The sequence below is a fragment of the Rhodococcus sp. Eu-32 genome, assembly GCF_003336925.1.
Classification (GTDB): Bacteria; Actinomycetota; Actinomycetes; order Mycobacteriales; family Mycobacteriaceae; genus Rhodococcoides; species Rhodococcoides kyotonensis_B.
On record NZ_QGNK01000037.1, the window covers coordinates 1 to 19,501 of the forward strand.

Consider the following 19,501-nt stretch of genomic DNA (forward strand, 5'->3'; position numbering starts at 1 on the left):
GGGTACTCCCCGCCGTGGGTCTCCAACAACCGCAACGCCCGCGCACGGACCTCCGGATCGATCTTCTTAGGCATGTGCTCATCCTTCCTGACTCAGAAGGAAGCGGCATCAAACCTGGGGTGATTCAGTGACCCCATCCCCTGTCCCGCTGATCCCACAGAACGTTGCAACGACCGAGATTCTCCCTGAGACAACCGAAACCGCCTCCACCGAACCACCGGAGCTAAACGAAACATCGCTTGAGTTTTCGTGCAGCGACGCGACCTGGCGCGAATCGATGGGCCTCGAAGGTGACGCTCTCTGCGGCTCGACGTGGACACAACGAACCGCACCGACGACCGTGGTTGCCCCGCCTGCATCATCCCCAGCCGTAATACCGCAGACTGTGCACCCGGGTTCGTTCTGCAGCGTTCCCGGTGACACCGGCTTCACGACCGCAGGCACATTGATGGTCTGCGGCGAAGGTTCCGACGGCAGAGATCGTTGGAAGTCCGCCAACTAGCGGTCCAAGAGTCACGTAGTGACACAGGTTCGCGCCCAGTCGCTCACACCGACAGGCTGCCTGCGCCCGGCATGTCAAGTGAAGCGAATAACGAGCCGCGCTACCGGCGATGTTCCGACCCCAGTGCCGACTACACCGGCACAGTCCGAATCGATCACAGACGTTGCATCGTGTAGGTGATGTTCTTGTGCTCGTGATGGTCGTCCCAGGTGAAGTTAATCTGCTTTCGTACACCTTTGAGTTCCCACGCCATAGAAGACGGCCTCTGCATGGATCCGCGCAGTGGGTTTGCCGGAAGATTGAATTCCGCCAATTCTCGACCTGGGTTGTAGAGGCTGAGTCCGAACCCGACACCTGCCAGTTCGACGACACCACCGATCAGCGTCTGGTCGCCGTTCTTGAGCATCGGAGTTACGCCCCACCAGTCGTCCGTCACCGTGTCGATGCGGCTGAAGGGATCAAATTTGAGTTCGGGATTAGCAACGTCAGCAGCAACGCATAAACCCCACGTCGCCGGCCACGCTGCTCGGTTCAACAGGAGGTGGATTGAGTCGTTCGAAATCGGACTCTTTACCAACTCGCCGTTGGCGGTCAGCGCTTTACCAGCAGCGTGCGTCGCAAGGAGTTTGAGAACCCATCTTTGAAAATCGTCTCCAGAAACCTCGATGGACTCATTGACGCCCCAGAATCCGCGTCTGAGAGGCCGTTGTTGTGAGCCTCGCACAACACGTTTGCCACGAACCTTCTTGGCGGTACCGGATGACGTACCCCGAACCCGTTGTCGTGGCAGATCGTGACGGTTGGATCGTCGAAAGTGTAGAGCTTGATCAGGCTGTGCGAAACGAAGTGCTCACCGGAGATCTTGGTGGAGCATCCGCCTTCTGTATTTGCGTAGCACTTAGGATGTTTGAAGTCAGGAAAACCTGCGTCGGTCATCAACGGGATGCTACCCAGTGATACCGACAGGCTTCGACGTGGCGAATGAAAGACTGTTGACAACTCGAAGCGTTTGCTGACGCGCCGCGGCGGCGTTCAGGCTTTCAGTCGAGGCACTTGATTATGGATCAAGTGGGTTCCGTCCACAGCAGTACTCAGGAGCAGGAACTGCCGCAACCGGACTATCACGGACGTGAACGGACGCTCAGTGATGTCCGTTTTCAGGCATGTAAGGATCGAGTAGTAACACTCTGCGGCACCGAGACCAGAAAGGCGGCTCCGGATTTCTCCGAAACCGCCTCTGAACTGCGCTTATCTGTGTCGGGCTGACAGGATTTGAACCTGCGACCACTTGACCCCCAGTCAAGTGCGCTACCAAGCTGCGCCACAGCCCGCCGCACCCCTCTCGGGGTGCTCGATGAGACTACCCCAGCCCCGCCCCTGAGAGGAAATCGCCTGCTCAGGGGCCGGGCGGGTCAGCTCATCGACGCTTGCCGGGCCTCTCGCGCTTCTCGCGGATGCGCACATTGACGCGAACAGGGCTGCCGTCGAATCCGAATTCCTCGCGCAGGCGCCGCTCGATGAACCGGCGGTAGCCGGCCTCGAGGAAGCCCGTCGTGAAGAGCACGAACGTTGGCGGACGCGTCGTCGCCTGCGTCGCGAACATGATTCGCGGCAGACGGCCACCACGCATCGGCGGCGGCGTCGCGGCGACGACCTCCTTGAGCCAGCTGTTCAGTCGCCCGGTCGGGATTCGCTTGTCCCAGGACTCCAACGCCGTCTCGAGCGCCGGCACGAGCTTCTGAACTGCCCTACCGGTGTGCGCCGAGATGTTGACGCGCTGCGCCCACGGCACACGAACCAGATCGCGGTCGATTTCCTTCTCGAGCTGCAGGCGACGATCCTCGTCGACGAGGTCCCACTTGTTGAACGCGAGCACGAGCGCGCGACCGGCGTCGGCCACCATGCTCAGCACCCGTAGGTCCTGCTCCGAAATCACCTGCGAAGCATCGATCAACAGAATTGCGACCTCGGCAGCCTCGATCGCCGACTTCGTCCGCAGTGACGCATAGAACTCGGCACCGCTCGCATGCGACACTTTCTTGCGCAGACCAGCAGTATCGACGAATCGCCAAGTCTTGCCGCCCAATTCGACGAGCGAGTCGACAGGGTCGACCGTCGTACCGGCAACATCGTGCACCACCGACCGCTCGTCCCCCGACAGCTTGTTGATCAGTGACGACTTGCCGACATTCGGCTTGCCCACCAACGCAACTCGGCGCGGACCCCCACCGGGGATTCCTTCCCGCGGTGTTTCCGGCAGCGCTTCGAGCACGAGGTCGAGCAAGTCACCCGTTCCGCGGCCGTGCGTCGCCGAAACCGATTGCGGCTCACCGAGACCCAGCGACCACAGCGAGGCGACCTCGGATTCGGTCCGTGCGTCGTCGACCTTGTTGGCCACGAGAATCACCGGCGTTTTCGATCGACGCAACGTGCGTGCGACCGCTTCGTCAGTGGTCGTCGCACCGACTCGTGCGTCGACGACGAGCAGGATTGCGTCGGCGGTCTGCATCGCCAATTCCGCTTGGCGCGCAACGGATTGCATCATGCCTTTGGCGTCGGGTTCCCAACCGCCGGTGTCCTGCACCAGGAATCGGCGTCCGGCCCAGTTGGCCTCGTACGAGACGCGGTCGCGGGTGACACCGGGGATGTCCTCCACCACCGCTTCACGACGGCCGATGATGCGGTTGACGAGAGTCGACTTGCCCACGTTGGGACGTCCGACCACCGCGAGCGTCGGAACAGCTACGTCTGCGCCTTCCTCGTCACCGTCGACGAAGTCGGCGAGGTCCCACTCCCCCTCGTCGCTCCAGGTGCCGTCGCCGGCCGTTTCTGCCGCGTAGAAATCGTCGGTCACTGCACAACTCCAGTTCTGTCGCTTACGACCTGCAACAACGCGGCGATGACGCCGTCCATGCCCAGGTCGCTGGTGTCGACGATCACCGAGTCCTCCGCAGGCCGCAGCGGCGACACCGCGCGGGTGGAGTCCGCGTGATCGCGGCGTTGGACGTCGGCGAGGACGGCTTCGTAGTCGTCGCCTCGTCCCTGAGAAATGTTCTGCCTGTTGCGTCGATCCGCACGCGCCTTGGGTGACGCCGTCAGGAAGACCTTGACGTCGGCATCCTGCAGAACGACGGTGCCGATGTCGCGCCCTTCCACGACGATCCGCGGGAACGACGCAGCGATGTCACGCTGCATCTGCACCAGAAGCTCACGCACACGCGGAACGGCGGACACCGCCGAAACCGCCTTGGTGACGGCGTCGCCACGAATCTCGGCGGAGACGTCCTCGCCGCCCATCGTGACGGCTTCGGCGGTCGGGTCCGTGCCGATGTCCAGTGGCAGTGTCTTGACGACCTCCGCAACCTTGTCCGGGTCGGTCGGATCGATGCCCGCGCGGAGCACCCACACCGTCGCGACGCGGTACATCGCGCCCGTGTCGAGGTAGCGGGCGTCGAGCGCGGTGGCGAGCTTGCGCGACACCGTCGACTTCCCGGTTCCCGACGGACCATCCATGGCGACGACGAGACCCGCCATCAGAGGCCGACCGATTCGTACAGCTTGCCGACCTCACCGCGTCCGAGGACACGCAGCGTGCCGGGACGCTGGTCGCCCAGAGCGATGTTGCCGACGTCGGTGCGCACGAGGCGGCCGACGGGGAACCCGACGTGATCGAACAGGCGTCGAACGATGTGCTTGCGACCCTCGTGCAGCGTGATGCGCACGAGAGACAAACCGTTCGAGATGTCGAGAAGGGCGAAGCCGTCGACCTTGACCGGACCGTCGTCGAGGACGACGCCGTCGCGCAGCTTCTTGCCCAGGTCACGCGGAATCGCGCCGAACAGCGTCGCCAGGTAGGTCTTCGAGACCTCGTACGACGGGTGCATCAACCGATGGGCCAAGTCGCCGTCGTTCGTGAACAGCAGCAGGCCTTCGGTGTCGGCGTCGAGACGGCCGACGTGGAACAGGCGCTGACCGGCCTGGACACGCTCGGACACGATGTCGCCGACGCAGGGACGTCCCAGGTCGTCGGACATCGTGCACTGCCAGCCACGCGGCTTGTTCATCGCGAGGTGGACGAGCTCTTCCTTGACGACGACGCGTGTGCCGTCGACACGCACGACCGCCACGTTCGGATCGATGCGGATGCCCTGCTCGGTGACGATCCGACCGTCGACCTCGACGCGTCCGTCGGCGATGAGTTCCTCGGCGGCACGCCGCGATGCGACGCCTGCCTGCGCGAGAACCTTCTGCAGGCGAACGCCCTCACCGCGGGGCACGTGACGACGCTTGCTGTCCGCGTCGGCGTACTGATGCTTCGCCGGCTTGGCGTTGCTGATGGTGGTCGTGGGGACCTGCTTCTTCTGCGGCTTCGGGGGTTTGGGCCGAGAAGGCTTCTTGCGGGGCACCGCGTCGTTGCTGCGGTCGTTGATGCCGCTGTGTCCCGACGAATCGGCGGCTTTGCGCGGTGCGGCCTTGCGGGGGGCGCTTCCGCGTGCGGTTCCGCTGCGCGGATCCTCCGACCTGCCACCTGCGGTCGGCTTCCTGCGCGGAGCCTGTTGTCTGTTCCTGTCCGGTGTGCCATCACGGCGAGCGGGCTTGTTCACTTTTGTGTACCTATTCAGTCGTCCGAGTCGAGCTCGGCTACCGGATCGGGTTTCGATCCGCGGTTCTTGGTGGAGCGGGTGACTCTCGGGTCCGTGTCCATGCTGTCACTGATCTCGTCGATCAGGTCGACACCCGGCAACAACGGTGCCAGCGGCGGCAGGTCCGTCAGCGATGCCAGGCCGAGTCGTTCGAGGAACAACTCGGTGGTGGAGTACGTCGTCGCGTTCGATTCCGAATCCACTCCGGCCTCCGAAATCAGTCCGCGAGCGAGCAATGTGCGCATCACCCCGTCCACGTTGACGCCGCGCACAGCACTGACCCGCGCGCGAGTCAACGGTTGACGATATGCGATAACGGCCAGAGTCTCCAATGCCGCACGTGTGAGCTTCGACCGAGCACCGTCGAGAAGGAGCCGCTCGACATACGGCGCGTACGCCGTGCGCGTGTAGAAACGCCATCCGTCGGCCGCGTAGCGAAGGTCGATTCCGCTGCCGCGTTCGGTGAACCCGGCAGACATTCGCGCGAGCGTCGACTTCACGCGCGCGACGTCGCTACCCACCGCCGACGCCAGTTGCTCGTTCGATGCGGGCGAGTCGACGACGAGCAGTACCGCCTCCAACGCAGCTTCCAGGGTCGCGTCGTCGAGTTCCGAGTCGTCCTCGGCCTGCTCGTCCAGCTGTGTCACGTCCTCATCCATAATCCACCGCCGCGACGAGTACGTCGTCGGACTTCGCCTTGCCCGTCCAGCTCACCAGCAATTCTCCCAGCGGCTCGGGTTGTTCGAACGCGAGTACCTGCTCGCGGAACAGCTCGAGCAACGCCAGAAACCGCGCAACGATTTCGACGGTGTGCTCGCACCCTTCGGTGAGGTCGCCGAACGGCGTCCAGGCACCCTCGCCGTTGCTCCTGAGCTTGTCCATGATCCATTTCGCCTGTTCGGGCACCGACACCGAATGCTGGTGAATGTGATCGAGGCCGACCTTCGGCACCGGCTTCGGCCGAAACGCAGCGGCAGCGATGTCGGCGAACCGCGCAGGATCGACACCCAGCAGTACCTCGGGGATCAGATCCGTGAAGCGATCCTCGACCGACACCGACCGCGGATACCGGCGTAGCGCAGCAGCCTCCAATTCACCGAACAGCTGCGCGACCTGCTTGTAGGCCCGGTACTGCAACAACCTGGCGAACAGTAGATCTCGTACCTCCAGCAGCGCGAGATCCTCGGCGTCCTCGACATCTCCCGACGGCAGCAGCCGGGCTGCCTTCAGGTCGAGCAACGTGGCGGCGACGACGAGAAATTCCGTCGTCTGGTCGAGGCCGACCTCGTCGCCGAGGCTCTTGGTGAACGAGATGAAATCGTCGGTGACGGTGTGCAGCGCGACTTCGGTGACGTCGAGCCGATGCTGGCTGATCAACGTCAGCAGCAGGTCGAACGGCCCCTCGAAGTTGAGCAGCCGGACCCGGAACCGCGACGGGTCTTCGTTCTCCGGAACCTCGATCTGCGTGTCACTCGACGTGGATACCGTCGCTGTCACGGGCCGGACCGGTAGATGACCTCTCGGGCCAACGACTTGTAGGCCAGTGCACCCGAGGACTTCGGTGCCCACGTCGTGATCGGCTCACCCGCGACGGATGTCTCCGGGAACCGCACGGTCCGCGTGATGACGGTGTCGTAGACGACGTCGCCGAACACCTCGACGACGCGCGTCATGACCTCACGCGAGTGCAGCGTGCGGGCGTCGAACATCGTCACGACGATGCCGGCGAGCTCGAGCTTGGGATTGAGCCGGTCACGAACCTTCTCGACGGTGTCGTTTAGCAGCGCCAGGCCGCGGAGGCTGAAGTACTCGCACTCCATCGGGATGATGACCTCGTCGGCGCACGTCAGCGCATTCACCGTCAACAATCCGAGGGACGGCTGGCAGTCGATCAGCACGTAGTCGTACCGGTCGAGCACGGGATGCAGGACGCGGCCCAGCGTCTGCTCGCGGCCGACCTCGGTGACCAGTTGAATTTCGGCGGCCGACAGGTCGATGTTGCTCGGCAGCAGGTCGAGATTCTCGACGCGGGTACGCATCAGCACGTCGTCGGCCGAGATCTTCGGTTCCACGAGCAGGTTGTAGACCGTCAGGTCCAGCTCGTGATGCGCGACGCCCAAGCCTGCCGACAGGGCGCCCTGCGGATCGAGATCGACGAGCAGAACACGCCGTCCATATGCGGCGAGGGAGGCACCGAGATTGATGGTCGACGTCGTCTTGCCGACGCCACCCTTCTGGTTGCACATCGCGATGATCTTGGCCGGTCCATGACTGGCCAGTGGGGTGGGTTCGGGAACTTCGCGGGTCTTGCGACCCGTGGGTCCTAGCTCGTTGGCCGCAGGAATGGTCTCTCTCGTCTCACGGCTCGATTCGGGTCGACGCGTATGGAACAACGCGCCGTCATGGTGTGGTTGGTCGGTGGGCGAGCTGGTCGGCTGCACTTCGGTGGGCGTAGCAGCGGGAGAATCCTCGGTCGACCGCGGACTCACCTGCGTGGAGTCGCCCAGGGTCGATCCTGAGCCTGACTCGGTCGCTGGCAGTTGCGGTGTCGACACTTCTCCTACGCTCCCCTGTCCGTTGACCTCGGCTCGTCCGGTTGCACGACGACCGTCGGCTAAACGCTACCGTGTGGCTCGTCCGCGCCGTCGCGGGACACGCGCAAAACACGCCGGAGCAGTCATCGCGCGCGTGGATGTGCTTCCGCCCACACCTCACGCAGCGTGTTGACGGTGACGAGCGTGTAGATCTGCGTCGTCGTCACGGACGCATGCCCCAACAACTCCTGCACGACGCGCACATCGGCGCCGCCGTCGAGCAGGTGGGTGGCGAAGGAATGGCGGAGTGTGTGCGGCGAGACGGGAGTCGCGATGCCTGCGCGTTCGGCCGCCGAGTGGAGTACCTGCCACGCGCTCTGCCGCGACAGTCGTCCGCCGCGTGCGTTCAGGAACAACGCCGGAGTCGATCGCTTGACCAATCCCGGCCGCCCGCGCACGAGGTACGCGTCGATCGCCTCGATGGCCGGACGTCCGACCGGGACCAGTCGCTGCTTGTCGCCCTTGCCGTGGAGCAACACCGAACGCGTCTCGGTGTCGATGTCGTCGACGTCGAGTCCGACGGCTTCCGAGATGCGCGCACCCGTCGAGTACAGCAATTCGAGAATTGCCTTGTCTCGCAATCCGCGCGGCGCATCGGGACCTCCGGTCGACGCCGAATCCAGAATGGCGACGACCTGCTCCACCGGGAGGGACTTCGGAAGACGCCTACTGGGTGCGGGCGGCTTCACCGCACTTGCGACGTCGGTCGTCACGAGTCCTTCGGCCGCTGCGAACTTGTGCAGACCGCGAACGGCGATGAGCGTCCGCGCAGCCGAACTCGCTGCGAGAGCGGGAAATTCGTCACTCCCACGTCGGAGGTCGACGACGAATTCGGCCACGTCCGTTTCGGCGACCTTCGCAAGATCGTCGATGCCGTGGTCGCCGAGGAACGCCTCGTACCGCCGCAGGTCGCGGCGGTACGAGGACAACGTGTTGGCGGCAGCACCGCGTTCGACCTCGAGGTGATCGACGTACGCCCCGATCTGCGCCGGCAGCACGTCGCTACCCGTGTGAGTTCTTCCGACGCTCGAACGTGGTCGGCAGATCCACCCATTCGGCGTCCGCAGGCCGGAGTGTCTTCGAGCCTGCCTTCGCTGCGGCGAGGGCAAGCACACCGGACACGGCCGACGCGTTGACGAACTCGCCCGCCAGGGCCCGCTCGACGGCTTCTTCCCATGGCACGTAAGCGAGTTCGATGTCGGCTTCCTCGTCCCTCGCTTCGGGACGGTCGACCTCGGACAGCCCTTCTGCCAAGAAGATTCGCACGCACTCGTCCGTGAAGCCGGGAGATGCCATGACGTCGACGAGTACGGACCACCGTTCGGCGGCGAGTCCCGTTTCCTCGGCGAGTTCGCGCTTGGCCGCATCGACGGGAGGCTCGTTCAGCTCGTCGAGCAGGCCTGCAGGGAGTTCCCAGAGTCGACGCCCGATCGGGTGACGGTACTGCTCGATCATCGCGATCCGGCCCTGATCGTCGAGCGCGACGATCGCGACGGCACCGTGATGTTCGACGACCTCACGCTCGGCGACGCGTCCGCCCGGCATCTGCACCTGATCCAAGCGCAGCGCCAGGATTGCGCCTTCGTAGACCGTCCTGGAGCCGGTCGTCTCGAACGCATGCCGTTCGGTCATCCGATGCTCTCGGCGGTAGCACCCGAAACCGGGAATTCGGAGTCCTCGGCCGCGGCGTCCTCACCGTGCACGTCGACGGGAAGTCGTTCTGCCGCTTTGTACTTCAGAGCCGCGTCGATCAGCGCCGCGAACAGCGGGTGCGGACGCGTCGGCCGGCTCTTGAGCTCCGGGTGCGCCTGCGTGCCGACGAAGAACGGGTGCTTCGACGCGGGCAGCTCGACGAACTCGACGAGATGGCCGTCGGGCGACGTGCCACTGAAGACCAAGCCGCTCTTGGAGATTCGATCGCGGTAGGTGTTGTTGACCTCGAAGCGATGGCGGTGACGCTCGGAAACGTCCGTCGAACCGTACGCACCTGCGACGACCGAACCCTTGATCAACTTCGCCGGGTACGCACCGAGGCGCATGGTGCCACCGAGGTCGGCTTCACCGGCGACGGCGTCCTCCTGGTCGGCCATCGTCGAGATGACGGGGTACTCGGTATCGGGCTCGAACTCCGCCGAATTGGCGTCGGTGAGGCCGACCGACCGGGCAGCTTCGATGACCATGCACTGCAGGCCGAGGCACAGTCCGAGCAGCGGCACCTTTCGTGTGCGCGCGAACTCGATGGCTCCGAGCTTGCCCTCGATGCCACGAATTCCGAATCCACCGGGAATCAGGACCGCGTCGACGTCACCCAGTGCAGCCTGAGCGCCCGCAGGCGTCTGGCACTCGTCGGAGGGCACCCACTTGATCTCCACCTTCGACCGGTGCGCGAAACCGCCGGCACGCAGCGCCTCGGTGACCGACAGGTACGCGTCGGGCAGGTCGACGTACTTGCCGACGAGGCCGACCCGCACGGTTTCGCGAGGCTCGTGCACACGCTCGAGCAGACCGCCCCACACCGTCCAGTCGACGTCGCGGAACGGCAGACCCAGCTTGCGGACGACGTAGGCGTCGAGACCTTCCTTGTGCAGGACCTTCGGGATGTCGTAGATCGACGGCGCGTCGGGCGTCGAGATGCATCCGTCGACGTCGACGTCGCACATCAGGGCGATCTTGTTCTTCAGGCCGGGGGTGACCTCGCGGTCGCACCGCAGGATGAGCGCGTCGGGCTGGATACCGATGCTGCGCAGAGCGGCGACGGAATGCTGCGTCGGCTTGGTCTTCAACTCACCCGACGGGGCGAGGAACGGAACGAGCGACACGTGCAGGAAGAACACGTTCTCGCGGCCGACGTCGTGGCGCACCTGCCGTGCGGCCTCGAGGAACGGCTGCGACTCGATGTCGCCGACGGTGCCACCGATCTCGGTGATGATCACGTCGGGCTGATGCCCCTGCAGATCCGGGCCGTTCATCGCGAGGATTCGGCTCTTGATCTCGTCGGTGATGTGCGGGATGACCTGGACCGTGTCGCCGAGGTACTCGCCGCGGCGTTCTTTCGCGATGACCGCCGAGTACACCTGGCCGGTGGTGACGTTCGCGAATCCGGACAGGTCGCGATCGAGGAAGCGCTCGTAGTGGCCGACGTCGAGGTCGGTTTCGGCACCGTCCTCGGTGACGAACACCTCGCCGTGCTGGAACGGGTTCATGGTGCCCGGATCCACGTTGAGATAGGGATCGAGCTTCTGCATGGTGACGCGAAGTCCGCGTGCTGTCAGTAGCTGGCCGAGGCTCGACGCCGTGAGGCCCTTGCCGAGCGAGGACGCGACGCCCCCGCTGACGAAGATGTGCTTGGTGTCAGATCGCGACTGAAGGCGTGACAATGATGCTCCCGTGACCAATCTGCAGGGCTTGCTCCTGCCAGAGAGCTGGCAAGAGAGGTATTACGTCCATAATGGGCCTGCTACCCACGGGTCTTCACGGTAACACCTGTCGGGTACATACCGCGAACGACGCGCGCGTCGGAGCGGTGCGAATCACCGTGCAGGCGCTCCGACGGTGACGGCCGTCGAGTTGGCTCCCGTGCCGTAGCGGCCCGCCGCGCCGTCCAACTGCTCCTGCAACGCGAGCGTGGTCGTGATGCGGCCTGCCTCGCGGTCGACGTTGTCGACTGTGCTGACGCCCGAGGACAGCGCCGCATCGGCGCGAACGACGGCTACCGCGCCGTTGCCCTCCGCAGCTCCGGTCCGGCCTGCGAGAACCGTCCCTGCTCCCCTGCCGTCGAGTCCGCCGGCGAAGCGGGCAACGATCGCACCGCGATTGCCGTCGTCCGAACCGGTGTTCCCGCCGGTGACGACGACAGCGAGCTGGGCCGGCGCGACAGCGCCGTTGTCGTACGCGATGAACCCGCCGCTGCGCAGCGTTTCGAGCGCCAAGGACAGCTCCTCGGGCGACGATTGCGGCTCCGCCGTCTGTGCGTTCAGGAGCAGCACCGAACCGAGCAGGTCACCTGCCATGCTCCCCTGATCGACGGCCCCGGTCCGCAGCTGCGTTCCGGCGGGCACGACATTGGTGAGTCTGGTGCGCAGGTCGTCGCCACTCGCGGCGGATACGAACGAATCCGTCAGCGACACACGCCCGGTGATCGCTGCACCCGCCGCCTCGATGGAGCGGGTGACTCCGTCGACGTCGCCTGGATCGGCGTCCGGCGTCGTGATGACGACGACGCTTCTCTGCGCCAACGCATCCCGAACCACACGCCCCGACACCGCGGCATCGAACCCGTCCGCAGAGTTGAGTTGTTCGCCGAGTTGGTTGTTGGTGCTCTGCAGCGAGTCGACCTGATCTTCGAGCCCCGTCTTGTCGTCCCGTAGGCCCGAGACGAGCCCGCTGGACAGCAGGCCGGAGCCGAGTACCACTCCGATCGCGAGAGCGATGAAGATCGCCGCGATCGAAATGGCATGTTGACGCATCGAAATCACGCGAGCAGCCCCTGAACCCAGAGGGCGAAGCTGTTCCACAGGTCGACGGCCCAGTCGAGAACCTCGGTGCCCATGTTCGACACCATCAGCGCGACGATGATCGCGACGAGCGCTGCGAGAACGACCAGCGCGACAGCGCCCCCGGACACGCGGCTGCGATACAGCGTCGCAACGGCTTTCGCGTCGACCAGTTTGGCGCCGACCTTGAGACGCGTCATGAACGCAGCCGGATTGGTGTTGCGTCGACCTCGATCGAAGAACTCGTCGAGGCTCGCCGGACTGCCGACGGTGACGATCAACGACGCGCCGTGGTGGTCGGCCAGCAGCAGCGCCAGATCGGCGGGAGCACCGGTCGCCGGGAACGTCATCGCCCCGATACCGAGATCCTGAATGCGTTCGAGACCGTTCGCGTGGCCGTCGGAATCCGCGGGAAGTACGACTTCGGCGCCGCACTTGAGCGTTTGCGCCGTGATCTCTTCCGGGTCGCCGACGATGAGGTCGGGCCGGTACCCCGCCTTCATCGCCGTGTCGGCGCCTGCACCGACACCGATGATGATCGGGGCGTACTCCTTGATGAACGGCTTCAAGGCTTTCAGATCTTCTGCGTGGCCGGGGCCGTCGGCGATGACGACGACGTGACGATCCTGCAGCACGATGTCGATGTCGGGAACGCCCACACCGTCGATGAGCAGCGGGCTCTCGGTTCGAATGAACTCGATGGTGTTGCCCGAGAACGCTTCCAGGTGATCGACCAGACCGGTCTTGGCCTCGATCATCCGGTCCGAGATCTCGGCTTCGCTCTGTTCCTCGCCTTTCGCGAGCCTGCGATCGCCGGTGTAGATACCGCCCTCGTTCAGGCGAATCTTCGTGCCGTCCTTGATCTTTTTGAAGACCTCGGTGCCCGCCGAGTCGATCAGCGTGATCCCGTTGGCAACGATCACCTCCGGTCCGAGATTCGGGTATCGACCCGAGATCGACGGCGACGCGTTGACGACCGCGAGGACGCCCGCGGCGACGAGTGCGTCGGCGGTCAGCCGGTCGAGGTCCAACTCGTCGAGCACGACGATGTCCCCGGGGCCTACCCGTTTCAGCAGTTTGGCGGTGTTGCGATCCACCCGGGCGATACCACTGATTCCGGGTAGCGAATCCTGACTTCGTGATAACAGAGCGGGCATCTTCATGGCACCCATGATGACCCCGACGTCACGCACCACGGCGGAGGCGCGCCGAAACAATTACCACACTGGCCACACGAGTACCAAGCCGTGGATCAGTTCTCTCGGTCCGCTCTGGCCGTCGCCAACAGCTCCTCCGCGTGTGCGCGTCCGGTCTCGGTGTCGTCCAGTCCGGCCAGCATGCGAGCCAGTTCGACGACGCGTTCCGACGACGACAACGACTTCACACCGCTGTTCGCAGCACCTTTTTTGGCGTCCGCTTTGTTCACGACGAGATGTGTGTCCGCGAACGCCGCCACCTGCGGAAGGTGGGTGACGACGATGACCTGATGCGTCCGCGCGAGTCTGGCCAGACGACGGCCCACCTCGACGGCAGCCCGGCCACCGACTCCGGCATCGACCTCGTCGAAGACCATCGTGGCGCCCTTGTCCGAGCCCGCGAGCACCACTTCGAGGGCGAGCATCACGCGTGACAGCTCACCGCCGGACGCACTCTTGCTGATCGGCAGAGCCTGAGCACCGTCGTGCGCGGACAGTTTGAATTCGACCTCGTCGACGCCACTCTGTCCGGCATGAAGCTCGGCGCCGTCGACGGTCAGGGGCGCGCTGTCGTTCGGTCCCGCCGGCATCGTGCGGAGATCGAGTTGCAGTTTGGCCTTGCCCATCGCGAGCCCGGCGAGTTCCGTACTGACGGCCTTGGCCAGTTTCGCGGCAGCCTTCGCGCGGGCCGCACTGAGTTTGCTTGCTGCAGCGGCGACTTCGGCTGCGGTCTCGTCGACGCGAGCGGACAGTTCGGCCAGCGCGTCCGCGGACACGTCGATCTTTCCGAGGCGCTCGCGTGCGTCGTCGGCCCATGCGATGACGCCGTCGACGTCCGCGGCGTACTTCCGCGTCAAGCCCTTCAACTCGGCCTGACGGTTCAGCAGCGTCTCGAGTGCGCTGGGATCCGACGGCAGGTCCGCCAAATACGAGGTGATGTCGGCTCCGACGTCGGTGACGACGGCCAACGCCTCGTTGAGCCGCGGCACGAGCTCCATGAGCACAGCGTCGTCGGCGGATTCCAGCCTGCTACGTGCTTCCCCGAGCAGGTGGAGGACGGACAACCCTTCGCCCGCGTCGTCTCCGGACAGTGCCGCACTGGCGTATTCGGCGGATTCGCGCAGCGAGTCGAGGTCGCCGAGGCGTCGGACATCGTTTGCGACGGTGATGTCCTCACCGGGTTCGGGTGCGACGGCGTCGATCTCCTGCAGTCCGAACTGAAGGCGATCGGCCTCCTGCGCCAGTTCGCGGCTGCGTTCGGTGCGGTCGAGGAGTTCCGTGCGAGCAGCGAGCCATGCGGAACGGGCGGAACGGTACTTCTTCAGCGGGCCCGAAACCGCGTCACCGGCGAAGCGGTCCAACGCGCCCAGCTGACGATCCGGTCGGAGCAGTCGCAGCTGATCGTTCTGGCCGTGAACGGTGAGCAGGGAGTCGGTGAATCCCGACAGCACGGACGCGGGCACACTGCGACCGCCGAGATGAGCGCGGGAGCGACCGTCGGCATTGACCGTGCGCAGCGCGATGATGGAATCGTCCTCGTCTCGTTGCGCGCCTGCCGATTCGAGCACCCGCTCGACCTCGTCGACCACCTGCGCCGACGCCGTCTCGGTACTGAAACGGCCCTCGACGACTGCACGATCGGCACCGAGCCGTACTCGACCTGCGTCGGCACGCGCGCCGGACAACAGATGCAGACTGGTGACGACCATCGTCTTACCCGCACCGGTCTCACCGGTCAGAACTGTCAGACCTTCGTGGAACTGGGCACTAGCCGAAGAAATGACACCGAGGCTGTCGATTCGAATCTCTTCGAGCATGGTTACCTCGCTCTCCCCCGCCATCCAGTGATGGGCAGTGCGAACTTCGTGACCATTCGATCGGCGAACGGCGCCGAGTCCAGGCGCACCCACTTGATGGGCGACGCGCCCCGCACGACTTCCACGCGCCCGCCCGCAGGCAGTTGCAGTGTTCGACGACCGTCGCAGAACACGACTCCGTCATGACTTCCGGCGACGGTCTCGACGGCGATGATCGACTCGGGGCTCGTGACCAGCGGCCGGGCGAACAAGGCGTGCGCGTTGCTCGGTATCACCAGAATTGCTTCGAGTTCCGGCCACACCACAGGCCCGCCGGCGGAGAACGCGTAGGCGGTCGATCCGGTCGGCGTCGAGATCAGAACCCCGTCGCATCCGAACGCGGACACCGGACGATCGTCGACTTCCAGGACGACCTCGAGAACGCCCAGGCGCGAACCGTTCTCGATACTGGCCTCGTTCAGAGCCCAACCACGGTCCACGACGCGTTCACCCGCCCGAACCACGATGTCGAGCGTCATCCGATCCTCGACGCGATAGTCACCGGTGACGACGCGAGCCAACGCATCCTCGAGATGGTCGGCCTCGGCTTCGGCCAGGAAACCGATGCGCCCGAGGTTGATTCCCAGCACCGGAATGTCCGCGGTCTTCGCCAGTTCGGCGGCGCGTAGGAACGTTCCGTCGCCGCCGAGCACGAGAACCAGTTCGCAGCCGACAGCGGCTTCGGGTCCGAATTCGACGACTCGGAGTTCGAGTTCGGACTCGAGGGAGTCGTCGCCCTTGTCACGGCCCGACGGCTCGATACGACTGGAATCGACCTCGTCGACGAGCACACGAAGCCGAATGTTGGCCTGCGACAGTACTTTTCCGACCCGACGGACGGTATCGGCGATGTCGGGACGGCCGGGATGCGCGACGAGCAGAATCTCTCGCACGGTGCTTGTCCCTCCCTCGGTTGTCACTGTGGGCCCTCCTCGACGGCACGTTCGACAAGGGCAACGATGTCGCGCTCCGTGTCGTCCGCTTGCTCGACAGTCTGCGATCGTAGCCACAGAAAGTACTCGACGTTGCCCGAGGGACCAGGAAGCGGACTTGCCGTCACGTCTCGAAGTGCCAGACCCAGATCGCGAGCGGTGTTCGCGACGTCGATCACCGACTCCGCACGCAACGCCGGGTCGCGGACGACACCGCCCGAACCGACGCGATCCTTGCCGACCTCGAACTGCGGCTTCACCATCAGCGCGAGATCGGCCCCGGGAACCACGCACGCGACGAACGCTGGTAGCACCAGCTTCAACGAGATGAACGACAGATCGGCGACGACGACCTCGACCCGTCCCCCGATGGTGTCGGCGTCGATGGACCGCACGTTGGTGCGATCGACGACCGTCACACGGTCGTCGGACTGTAGCCGCCACACCAATTGCCCGTATCCGACGTCGACCGCGACAACCTCGGCAGCATCCTTGCTCAGCAGAACGTCGGTGAACCCGCCGGTGGACGCACCCGCGTCGAGGCAGCGTTTGCCCGCAACCGAGAACCCGTTCTGCTCGAACACCTCGAGCGCGCCGAGGAGCTTGTGAGCACCGCGTGAGGCCCAGTTGACTTCGTTGTCCTCGGCGGACACCACGAGTGGAGTACCTGCCTCGACGGCAGTCGCCGGCTTCGTGGCCACCGTGCCTGCGATCTTGACTCGGCCTGCGTCGATCAGCTCTACGGCGTGTTCGCGTGACCGAGCCATCCCTCGACGCACGAGTTCGGCGTCGACACGTGCGCGTCGGGCCACGTCAGCTCTTGTCCACGGACGACAGCGCCTGCACGAGAACGTCGTGCGCGCGTTCGAGGATCTGCGCCTGAACCTTCAGATCCATCGGAGGTGCGTCACGATCCGGAAGCCGGTCCAGTAGCTGGTCGACCTCGGCTGCGACGGCACCGGGTTCGACCACGGGCGTGCTGACATCGTGCGGACGATGCTGACCTGGGAGTGGAATGGACGTGCTCATCGCCCACAACGCTATCCGATCGGGCCGACAGGTGTTCCAGCGCAGTACCGCGACGCGGGACGACGGGTCACGCCTCGAGTAGCGCGCGGAGCTCGTCCAATCCCGAGCCGACGACCTCGATCCTGTCCCAGTCTGTTGCCGACCACCCGACGGACGCGGCAGTGAGCAATCCGTCCAGGGTGTTCACCGCAGTGGTTCCGTCGTGCGAGACCGTCAGGACTCCGGCGCCGACGGATGCCGACCATCCCGGTTTCACGCCCACGGACGACGCTTCGGCAGGCTGGTTCAGCACGTCCAGGTCGAAGCCGATATGGGTGGGCCGCTCGGATTCGACCGCGCGAAGTGCGTCGACCGCGCTGCTGACGCCGGTGAGCACCAGTAGGGACGGGATCCCGGTCGCATGGGCGCCCGCGATGTCGGTGTCGAGGCGGTCACCGACGACCAGGGGCACCGACGCCGAACTCAGGCGGATCGCGTCGCGCATGATGGGCGACGCCGGCTTGCCTGCGACCTCCGGTTCGGCACCCGTAGCGGTACGCACAACCGCCACCATCGATCCGTTTCCGGGTGCGAATCCGCGTTCGGTGGGGAGCGTCGCATCCATGTTCGTCGCTACCCACAGGGCGCCGGACTGAATGGCGAACACCGCTTCGGCCAAGGCCTTCCAGCCGGTGTCGACGTTGTGTCCCTGAACGACGGCTACGGGCGATTGATCGGCCGACCGCACCGGCGTCAGACCGACGGTGGAGATCTCGTCGGCCAGTGCCTCGGTACCGACCACCATGACGGCATCTCCGGGGGTCAGCTTCTCGGCCAACATCCGCGCCGCGACCTGGGCACTGGTAACGACGAAATCCTCGGACGTGTCGAATCCGAGCGCGCGAAGGTGCTCGGCAACGTGCTTCGGTGAGCGACTTGCGTTGTTGGTGACGAAGTAGCGCTTCTCGGTTCCACCGCGCAACGCGTCGGCAGCTCCGACGACGGGCTTGTCGCCCTGGTAGACGGTACCGTCCAGGTCGAGAAGTAGGACGTCGTGCGCCGATCGCAGAGTTGTCACCGACCGTCACCCGACAGTTCTTCGACGCGCTCCTCGGCGTCCGTTTCCCCGTCGACATCCGCAGCCGCCGCGTTGAGGAACCACTTCACGCCCTCTTGCACACGGCCTGCAGCGACCAACGCATCGGCATAGACATAGAACAGCCGCGCAGCGGCCGTCCCCGACCGGGATGCGTCGAGGTCCGGCGTCTGCAGGGTGACGACGGCCTGGTCATACTGGTTCAGGTCCATACGAGCCCCCGCGACGACGATGCGGAGTTCCGACGCCTCGTCGCCCGTCAGCGCACGTGCTTCGTCACTACGCCCGAGTTCGATTGCGCGCTCGGGCCTGCCGAGCCCGCGCTCACAATCCGCCATGACTGCGAGGTGCCCCGGCCCGCCGGCCATGCGGCGAGCAGCGCGCAGTTCCGACAGCGCTTCCGCCCATTCGCCCGCGTGGTACGCGGTGATGCCGGCAGTCTCACGTACGACGGCAATCCGTCCCGCGCGCTGACGAGCGGCGCGTGCATGCTGCAACGCGAGCTGCGGATCGTCGTCGACCAGGCGGCTTGCCATCACGAGGTGGCGCGCCACGGCCGACGCGTTGTTCTTGTCCAGGCTCAGCAGATCGCGACGAACAGCCGGATCCAGCTCGCCGGGCTCGACCTCGTCGGGGAGATCGGGTTCGTCGGGACGGGGAGGGCGCCGATCGGCGGGGCCGCGCGCACCTCCGCGTCGATCGCCTGCGAATCCGCCTTCGCCTCCGCGGCGACGAGGGGGCCCGTCGTTCCGACGGGCGTCGGGACGTCCGCGTCCATCGCCGCGAGGAGCATCGGAGCGACCTGTGCCTTCAGCTCGACGAGAATCCCCGGAACGATTCCCTTCGCCCGAACGACCGCCGCTCGACCGGCCTCCGGTTCCGCCGCGTGGGTCCTGAGAACGGGAGGATCCGTTGCCGCGGAAGGAGCGGCGTTCGTTGCTGTCTTCCGGCACAGCAGTTCCTTTCGATCGAGCGGGTCGCTACCCATGAAATCAGACAGGCAGTAAGAAACGAAAAAAGGGGACCCAGTGGCTGGGTCCCCTTTTTCGAAAGATGCACGGCGGTGTCCTACTCTCCCACACCCTGTCGGGTGCAGTACCATCGGCGCTGGAGGGCTTAGCTTCCGGGTTCGGAATGGGACCGGGCGTTTCCCCTCCGCTATGGCCGCCGTAACTCTGTGA

Annotated in this window: 19 protein-coding genes, 1 tRNA gene and 1 rRNA gene; all 21 read right to left on the reverse strand. The window is 65.2% G+C overall.

The window, feature by feature from the left end; all coding sequences use genetic code 11:
* Positions 1 to 656 precede the first annotated feature (656 nt).
* The 21 genes from DK926_RS25805 to rrf all read right to left on the reverse strand — a co-directional run bounded on the left by DK926_RS25805 (position 657) and on the right by rrf (position 19,492).
* On the reverse strand, positions 657 to 1,037 hold the full coding sequence (locus tag DK926_RS25805; protein ID WP_125833463.1) for a hypothetical protein: 381 nt from the start codon (positions 1,035 to 1,037) through the stop codon (positions 657 to 659).
* Between the two features lie 56 nt (positions 1,038 to 1,093).
* Positions 1,094 to 1,438, reverse strand: a complete 345-nt coding sequence (locus DK926_RS26525) for a hypothetical protein (protein WP_125833464.1) — start codon at positions 1,436 to 1,438, stop codon at positions 1,094 to 1,096.
* A 321-nt stretch (positions 1,439 to 1,759) separates the two neighbouring features.
* Positions 1,760 to 1,833 (reverse strand) — tRNA-Pro (locus tag DK926_RS25810).
* Positions 1,834 to 1,919: 86 nt separating this feature from the next.
* Positions 1,920 to 3,356 carry a ribosome biogenesis GTPase Der gene (der, locus tag DK926_RS25815; protein ID WP_114332773.1) on the reverse strand — a complete coding sequence of 479 codons (1,437 nt, stop codon included), beginning with the start codon at positions 3,354 to 3,356 and terminating at the stop codon, positions 1,920 to 1,922.
* Complete coding sequence (cmk, locus tag DK926_RS25820; protein WP_114332774.1) at positions 3,353 to 4,036, reverse strand: (d)CMP kinase; 684 nt, start codon at positions 4,034 to 4,036, stop codon at positions 3,353 to 3,355. The genes der and cmk overlap by 4 nt, the downstream gene beginning before the upstream one ends.
* Positions 4,036 to 5,106, reverse strand: a complete 1,071-nt coding sequence (locus tag DK926_RS25825) for a pseudouridine synthase (protein ID WP_084424030.1) — start codon at positions 5,104 to 5,106, stop codon at positions 4,036 to 4,038. The genes cmk and DK926_RS25825 overlap by 1 nt, the downstream gene beginning before the upstream one ends.
* Before the next feature lie 14 nt (positions 5,107 to 5,120).
* Positions 5,121 to 5,792: an SMC-Scp complex subunit ScpB gene (scpB, locus tag DK926_RS25830; protein WP_243637029.1), complete on the reverse strand. Its 672-nt coding sequence runs from the start codon at positions 5,790 to 5,792 to the stop codon at positions 5,121 to 5,123.
* A gap of 4 nt (positions 5,793 to 5,796) precedes the next feature.
* On the reverse strand, positions 5,797 to 6,606 hold the full coding sequence (locus tag DK926_RS25835; protein WP_068431515.1) for a segregation/condensation protein A: 810 nt from the start codon (positions 6,604 to 6,606) through the stop codon (positions 5,797 to 5,799).
* 32 nt (positions 6,607 to 6,638) lie between these two features.
* The gene (locus DK926_RS25840; RefSeq protein WP_243637030.1) at positions 6,639 to 7,490 is read right to left on the reverse strand and encodes a ParA family protein; all 852 of its coding nucleotides are present in this window, start codon (positions 7,488 to 7,490) and stop codon (positions 6,639 to 6,641) included.
* A gap of 332 nt (positions 7,491 to 7,822) precedes the next feature.
* A complete protein-coding gene (xerD, locus tag DK926_RS25845) occupies positions 7,823 to 8,737 on the reverse strand; it encodes a site-specific tyrosine recombinase XerD (protein ID WP_114332775.1) in 915 nt (304 codons plus the stop codon).
* A 4-nt stretch (positions 8,738 to 8,741) separates the two neighbouring features.
* Complete coding sequence (locus DK926_RS25850) at positions 8,742 to 9,371, reverse strand: NUDIX hydrolase (protein ID WP_114332776.1); 630 nt, start codon at positions 9,369 to 9,371, stop codon at positions 8,742 to 8,744.
* Entirely contained in the window at positions 9,368 to 11,116 is a 1,749-nt protein-coding gene (locus DK926_RS25855) for a CTP synthase (RefSeq protein WP_068431446.1), read from the reverse strand. Before DK926_RS25855 ends, DK926_RS25850 begins: the two co-directional genes overlap by 4 nt.
* Before the next feature lie 153 nt (positions 11,117 to 11,269).
* Entirely contained in the window at positions 11,270 to 12,214 is a 945-nt protein-coding gene (locus tag DK926_RS25860) for a copper transporter (protein WP_068431448.1), read from the reverse strand.
* Positions 12,211 to 13,395 carry a putative cytokinetic ring protein SteA gene (gene steA, locus DK926_RS25865; protein WP_114332784.1) on the reverse strand — a complete coding sequence of 395 codons (1,185 nt, stop codon included), beginning with the start codon at positions 13,393 to 13,395 and terminating at the stop codon, positions 12,211 to 12,213. Before steA ends, DK926_RS25860 begins: the two co-directional genes overlap by 4 nt.
* A gap of 89 nt (positions 13,396 to 13,484) precedes the next feature.
* Positions 13,485 to 15,245: a DNA repair protein RecN gene (gene recN, locus DK926_RS25870; protein WP_207890923.1), complete on the reverse strand. Its 1,761-nt coding sequence runs from the start codon at positions 15,243 to 15,245 to the stop codon at positions 13,485 to 13,487.
* A gap of 2 nt (positions 15,246 to 15,247) precedes the next feature.
* A complete protein-coding gene (locus DK926_RS25875; protein WP_114332778.1) occupies positions 15,248 to 16,204 on the reverse strand; it encodes an NAD kinase in 957 nt (318 codons plus the stop codon).
* Positions 16,201 to 17,028, reverse strand: a complete 828-nt coding sequence (locus DK926_RS25880; RefSeq protein ID WP_114332779.1) for a TlyA family RNA methyltransferase — start codon at positions 17,026 to 17,028, stop codon at positions 16,201 to 16,203. Before DK926_RS25880 ends, DK926_RS25875 begins: the two co-directional genes overlap by 4 nt.
* Position 17,029: 1 nt before the next feature.
* A complete protein-coding gene (locus DK926_RS25885; protein WP_114332780.1) occupies positions 17,030 to 17,245 on the reverse strand; it encodes a hypothetical protein in 216 nt (71 codons plus the stop codon).
* Positions 17,246 to 17,312: 67 nt separating this feature from the next.
* Complete coding sequence (locus DK926_RS25890; protein WP_114332781.1) at positions 17,313 to 18,302, reverse strand: HAD-IIA family hydrolase; 990 nt, start codon at positions 18,300 to 18,302, stop codon at positions 17,313 to 17,315.
* Positions 18,299 to 19,273, reverse strand: a complete 975-nt coding sequence (locus DK926_RS25895) for a hypothetical protein (RefSeq protein ID WP_114332782.1) — start codon at positions 19,271 to 19,273, stop codon at positions 18,299 to 18,301. Before DK926_RS25895 ends, DK926_RS25890 begins: the two co-directional genes overlap by 4 nt.
* A 102-nt stretch (positions 19,274 to 19,375) precedes the next feature.
* Positions 19,376 to 19,492: ribosomal RNA gene (gene rrf, locus DK926_RS25900) — 5S ribosomal RNA — on the reverse strand.
* Positions 19,493 to 19,501 lie beyond the last annotated feature (9 nt).

What these genes read in the sequence shown, in the direction of transcription:
- DK926_RS25850 (WP_114332776.1), bottom strand. Translation starts at nt 9,371, where the DNA reads ATGACCGAACGGCATGCGTTCGAGACGACCGGCTCCAGGACGGTCTAC.
- DK926_RS26525 (WP_125833464.1), bottom strand. Translation starts at nt 1,438, where the DNA reads ATGACCGACGCAGGTTTTCCTGACTTCAAACATCCTAAGTGCTACGCA.
- steA (WP_114332784.1), bottom strand. Translation starts at nt 13,395, where the DNA reads ATGAAGATGCCCGCTCTGTTATCACGAAGTCAGGATTCGCTACCCGGA.
- DK926_RS25885 (WP_114332780.1), bottom strand. Translation starts at nt 17,245, where the DNA reads ATGAGCACGTCCATTCCACTCCCAGGTCAGCATCGTCCGCACGATGTC.
- cmk (WP_114332774.1), bottom strand. Translation starts at nt 4,036, where the DNA reads ATGGCGGGTCTCGTCGTCGCCATGGATGGTCCGTCGGGAACCGGGAAG.
- recN (WP_207890923.1), bottom strand. Translation starts at nt 15,245, where the DNA reads ATGCTCGAAGAGATTCGAATCGACAGCCTCGGTGTCATTTCTTCGGCT.